Genomic DNA, 1,168 nt, shown 5'->3' on the forward strand with positions numbered 1-1,168 from the left:
AGACCCGACAGGTTTTGGAAACCTGTCGGGTCTTCGTCTATAGATAAAAAAAACCGCCCTGAGTGATCAGAGCGGTTTAAACGTTCCATCGAAGTGGCTTTATCGTTCAGTAAATCACATCCTGATGGATTGTTTGGTGATGATTAAGGGGCCTCATTTATCTGTATGGCACCCAAATAGGTGGTATCAGAAACCTCTTTTCCATCTGATGAGATAAAAAAGGCGTAGGTTTCTGCCACCTCACCCTGCCAGGGTTCCGGAAGAATGATCTCTACTGACTCATCCTCACGAGCTGCTGCTTCCAAAAATTGGTAAACAGCATCCCGGTCGGGTGAGTAGCACACCACTACCAGATTGTCATCAGGCAGAGCACTGCCGTCACTGGTATTGTCGGTCCAGCTTAACAGCAGTTTTCCCGGTTCATCCGATACAGCTTCCGGCTGATATAACCCGATCAGATCTCCTCTTGAGAACCGCAGATTCTCAAATTGGATTTCTAAATCGGGATACTCTCCGCCGATCGCATTTTTGATGTTGTAGGACATCGCACGGTTTGCCGGGGCCATGTTTCCTGCTCCATACTTGAAGCCGATGGATATGGCAGCTTTAAATCTCCTCAAAAATGAGGTCATGATACTAAATCGCTGACGCTGCGCCAGCTGCTTTGGTGTTTTGGCATCCTTGACGTTCGCCGGTATTGCACGCATGTAGGGGATACCGTTCCAGGTTGATCCAACCACGTTGCCTACTTTTCCTTTGAAAGCACCTAAGATGCCGTTCTTATAAGTACCCATGTTATTGGGGGTTGAGTTATTGTTTATGCATTCAGTTAGCAGGTGATAGACACCCGCTGCCTGAAGCGTTCGCCGGCAACGATAACTGGTAAAACAGGGCAAAAAAAGGGCTGAGGGCCCAATTCCGCACTTTTCCGTAGTAATCTCCCTTTTTCCCTTTTATTCCTCAATTCCGGTTTTTGACCTGGGGTTAGCTGAAAATGGAAGGGTATTAAGCCCGGTTGCGGCACTGATTTTCCGGGATTGGAACCGGTTTGGAATATGCGATTGGCAAAACGTCTCCGACCCGACCCTGTCCCGACTCTGACCCGAAGGATACCCGACTCTGGTATGATCTTAAAGGCTCCCGTTGGCAGGGGTGACTCTTGAATACT

General features: G+C 48.4%; 1 protein-coding gene. It reads right to left on the reverse strand.

Annotation, left to right across the window (positions count from 1 at the left end; all coding sequences use genetic code 11):
* Positions 1 to 143 precede the first annotated feature (143 nt).
* On the reverse strand, positions 144 to 794 hold the full coding sequence (locus BG260_RS13845; protein WP_069133550.1) for a DUF6266 family protein: 651 nt from the start codon (positions 792 to 794) through the stop codon (positions 144 to 146).
* Between the last annotated feature and the right edge of the window lie 374 nt (positions 795 to 1,168).

It is taken from the genome of Rhodohalobacter halophilus, assembly GCF_001715195.1.
Classification (GTDB): Bacteria; Bacteroidota; Rhodothermia; order Balneolales; family Balneolaceae; genus Rhodohalobacter; species Rhodohalobacter halophilus.